Genomic DNA, 3,934 nt, shown 5'->3' with positions numbered 1-3,934 from the left:
TTCTCTCCCAAGACTTTTGACCTTATCGAATCCCTGTTCTCAGCGTTCCCTGTTGCTCTTTTTAGAGGTTCCAATATCTTCCATTCCATTGCTGACGAAGCAATATTGCCATAAACGAATCTTTTTTGCTCGGAAAAGCCGACATGAGGGATTCGATAAAGCCGAAAAGTTTTTGAAGAGGGAGGGATGGGGGTTTGGGGAAGGGAGGGGGAAACTTTTTTAAAAGCTTCCCCCTCCCTTCCCCAAGTCCCCCGCACAACCATGACCACAACACGCTCTCCGCTCCCCGCCATTGTGCTGGCCGCTGGGTTCTCCCGGCGCATGGGCCGCTGCAAGCTGACCCTGACGCTCGACGGGGAACCGCTTGTCCGCCGGGCCGTCCGCGCTGCGCTGGACGCCGGGCTAGCCCCCGTGCTCGTCACCGTGCGGCCCGACGCCTCCCCGGAATTGCTCAAGGCCGTCTCCGGCTTCGATGCCCGCATGGAGATCGTCCCCGCTCCCGACGCTCACCTCGGACAGGCCGAATCCCTCAAGGCCGGTATCCGGCGGCTTGTTGCACGCTTTGCCTGCCCTCCTCCGGGCGTCGTCGTCCTCCTTGGGGATCAGCCGCTGGTCGGGGCGGAACTGGTACGGGAACTGGCGGCGTTTTACCTGCAAAAACCGGAATGCGCGGCGGCTCCGGCGTGCGACGGCGTCCGGGGCAACCCGGTGATCCTGCCCTCCGGGGCATTCCGCGAAACGCTCCTCCTGAGCGGCGACAAGGGCGCTCGGGGCATTCTCGCCGCATTCGGCTTGCGCCTCATGCCTACCAATGATACGGCAGCAATAACAGATGTTGATACGTGGGAGGCTTACGAAAGCCTGTCCCGTGCAAAGCCTTTGTAAGGAAGCCTCCATGTCCCAGTCAGCAAGCGAACACGCAGTCCATTTCGTCACGCCTCCCCTCCGGAGCGGCAGACCCTACGAAAATCCGGCCCTTCCCGAGCTTCCCAACCTGTGGAGCCTCGATCATCCGGATACCGCCCCGATTCCCGACGAGGCGGCCTGCCGTGCCCTATGGACGCGCTACGCCATGTTTTCCCATATCGAACGGCACAGCGAATGCGTGGCCGGCATGGCCGAAGCGCTGGCCCGGAGGGCCGTGGAAACGGGCGCGACCAGACACCCAGAGCTTGTGGCCCTGTCCCTCGCGGCGGGGTTGCTGCACGACATCGCCAAGTCCTATACCGTGCAGTTCGGCGGCAGCCATGCCCAGATCGGCGCGTCATGGGTGGTCGATTCCACAGGCAACCACAAGGTGGCCCAAGCCGTCTACCACCATGTCGAATGGCCCTGGCCGTTGCCGGAAGATCTCGTACATCCGATTTTTTTCGTCATTTATGCGGACAAGCGGGCCCGCCACGACGAAATGGTATCGCTCGACGAGCGCTATGAAGATCTGCTTGTCCGCTATGGAAAAAGCGAACACTCCCGCGCCGCCATCCATCGCGGCTGGGAACATTCCAAAACCATTGAGCGCGTCCTTTCGGCGCAACTGGAGTTTCCTCTCCATGAAAGTACTGTTGTTGGCGGGCGGCTGGTCTCCCGAGCGTGAAGTTTCCCTGAAGGGCGGCGAACAGATCGCCGCCGCCCTCAAGGAACGCGGGCACAGCGTAACGCTCTGCGATCCGGCCAAGGATTTCGAACGGCTTATGGACATGGCCCGCGAACATGACGCGGCCTTCATCAACCTGCACGGCGCACCCGGCGAAGACGGCCTCGTACAGGCCATCCTCGATCGCGTGAACTGCCCGTATCAGGGGGCCGGCCCCGCCGGTTCCTTCCTCGCCCTGCACAAGGCGGCGGCACGGCAGATCTTCCGCGACGCGGGCCTGAAGATCCCCGACGGGGTGTTCCTGCCCCGCCATCCCGGACCGAACTGGAAGCCCGATCTGCAATACCCGATGTTCGTCAAGTCGAACACCGGCGGCTCGAGCCTGCACCTTTCCCGCGTCACCAACGAAGAGGAACTCTACACGGCCCTGAACTCCCTGTTCTCAATGGGAGAGGAAGCCATTGTGGAAACCGCCGTCATCGGCCGTGAAGTGACCTGCGGCGTGCTCGGCGAAGAGGCGCTCGCGCCCATCCTCGTCGTTTCCAAGGGCAACTACTTCGATTACCACAACAAGTACGCGCCCGACGGCGCACAGGAAATCTGTCCCGCGCCCATTGCCCCCGAGGAAACCGCCAAAGTGCAGGATGCAGCCCTCCGCGCCCACCACGCGCTCGGGCTCAAGGGCTACAGCCGCGCCGACTTCATCCTTCAGGATGACGGCACCCTGTATATCCTTGAAGTCAACACCACGCCGGGCATGACCTCCACCAGCCTCGTTCCCCGTGAAGCCGCCGTCAAAGGCATGTCCTTCGCGGATCTCGTCGAACGCCTGCTCGAACTCGCTCTGGAACGATAGGGCGGAAAAGGACTTCTGCGAGGGAAGAAGGAACCTTTCCAGAAAAGGGCTCCCCTTCCCTCGCCGTCTTTCAAACCAAGGATACCTCACAGTGAAACGCAGCGTGCTCCGCGCCCTGTTGAGCGGCGCATACGGTTTGGCATGGCTGGCGGCCCGTCCAGTCCTGTGCCGCCATAAGCGCCTTCAAGAAAGCTTCCCGCAGCGTCTGGTTCCTGACGGATGGCCCGGCCCGGCGCTGGGCATGGAAACGGGCGACGAAGGCGCAAGCCCCCGTACAAAAGTGGACATCTGGCTTCAAGCGGCATCCGGCGGCGAAGCCTATCTCGTCTGGGAACTCCTCACCCATCTTGCCGTATTGTGCGAAAAGCGGGGCACTCCTGAACCTCTGTATGTGCTCGCCACCACGTGGACACGGCAAGGGCTCGACATTTTGCAGGATATGTCGGGAAAACTTCATGAGAAGCACCCGTGGCTGTCCGTCCGTTCGGCGTTTTTCCCGCTGGACGCGCCAAAACTCATGGAGAAGGCGCTCGATCAGGTCCGCCCTCGTGTAGTTGGCCTGCTGGAAACCGAACTCTGGCCCGGCCTCATGCTGGCTTGCGAAAAACGTCATGTCCCCATGCTGATCCTCAACGGGCGCATGACGGACAAGAGCCTGCGCGGTTACCTCAAGCTTGAGGCCGTCATCCCCGGCTTTTGGGAATCCATTGCGCCCAAGCATGTTTGCGCCATCTCAAAAGCGGACGCCGGACGTTTCGCCCGGATCTTCGGCGGCGACAGAGTGGAGGCCGTGCCGAACATCAAATTCGACCGGGCCACCGCCACAGCCATACCCGCCGTGTCCGACCCTTTGCTCAAACTCCTGCCTCCGGAACTCCACGCCCGGCAGACCGTCCTGCTGGCCTCCGTCCGCGAACAGGAAGAACCCGCGCTCCTTTCCGTCATCCAGACATTGCGCGCGCACGACGCCCCCACCATCGTCCTCGCCCCCCGGCACATGTACCGCGTCAAACCGTGGCAGGCGCTCCTGAGCGGCGCGAAACTCCCTGCCGTCATGCGCTCGAAGCAAACAGAAACCATCCCTGCCGGGTCCATCGTCATATGGGACACGTTCGGGGAACTCGGCCAGCTTTACCAGCTTGCGGACGCCGTTTTCGTCGGCGGCAGCCTCGCACCCCTCGGCGGCCAGAATTTCCTCGAACCCTTGGCACTCGGCAGGATTCCCTGCTGCGGCCCTCATCTGGACAACTTCGCATGGGCGCTGGAACCTTCCGGCGAAGCCAAACAGGACTCCCTCGAAGCCCTCGGCCTTCTCCAAACCGGCGAAAACGCCAAGGCCGTCGCAGCACTGCTGCAACAGCAACTCGCCACTCCAACACCGCATGACGCCGTGCGGGAACGCTTCCAGCACTGGCTCGCACCCCGTCTCGGCGGCTCGGCCCGCTGCGCGCAGAGATTATTGGATGAAATGAGGTGAAAGAACG

General features: G+C 62.3%; 4 protein-coding genes. All 4 read left to right on the top strand.

From position 1 onward, the window contains the following. Positions 1-261 precede the first annotated feature (261 nt). The 4 genes from HMPREF0178_RS09180 to HMPREF0178_RS09165 all read left to right on the top strand — a co-directional run bounded on the left by HMPREF0178_RS09180 (position 262) and on the right by HMPREF0178_RS09165 (position 3,927). Positions 262-885, top strand: a complete 624-nt coding sequence (locus HMPREF0178_RS09180) for an NTP transferase domain-containing protein (RefSeq protein ID WP_039958990.1) — start codon at positions 262-264, stop codon at positions 883-885. A 10-nt stretch (positions 886-895) separates the two neighbouring features. Further along, a complete protein-coding gene (locus HMPREF0178_RS09175; protein WP_009380370.1) occupies positions 896-1,594 on the top strand; it encodes an HD domain-containing protein in 699 nt (232 codons plus the stop codon). Next, positions 1,551-2,450, top strand: a complete 900-nt coding sequence (locus HMPREF0178_RS09170) for a D-alanine--D-alanine ligase (RefSeq protein ID WP_009380369.1) — start codon at positions 1,551-1,553, stop codon at positions 2,448-2,450. The genes HMPREF0178_RS09175 and HMPREF0178_RS09170 overlap by 44 nt, the downstream gene beginning before the upstream one ends. A gap of 91 nt (positions 2,451-2,541) precedes the next feature. Further along, on the top strand, positions 2,542-3,927 hold the full coding sequence (locus tag HMPREF0178_RS09165; protein ID WP_009380368.1) for a 3-deoxy-D-manno-octulosonic acid transferase: 1,386 nt from the start codon (positions 2,542-2,544) through the stop codon (positions 3,925-3,927). The last annotated feature ends 7 nt before the right edge of the window (positions 3,928-3,934 follow it).

Origin of the sequence: Bilophila sp. 4_1_30 (assembly GCF_000224655.1) — a bacterium.
GTDB classification, from domain to species: domain Bacteria; phylum Desulfobacterota; class Desulfovibrionia; order Desulfovibrionales; family Desulfovibrionaceae; genus Bilophila; species Bilophila wadsworthia.
The sequence above is the reverse complement of the archived record's forward strand: the minus strand, read 5'-3'. Positions and strand labels throughout refer to the sequence as shown.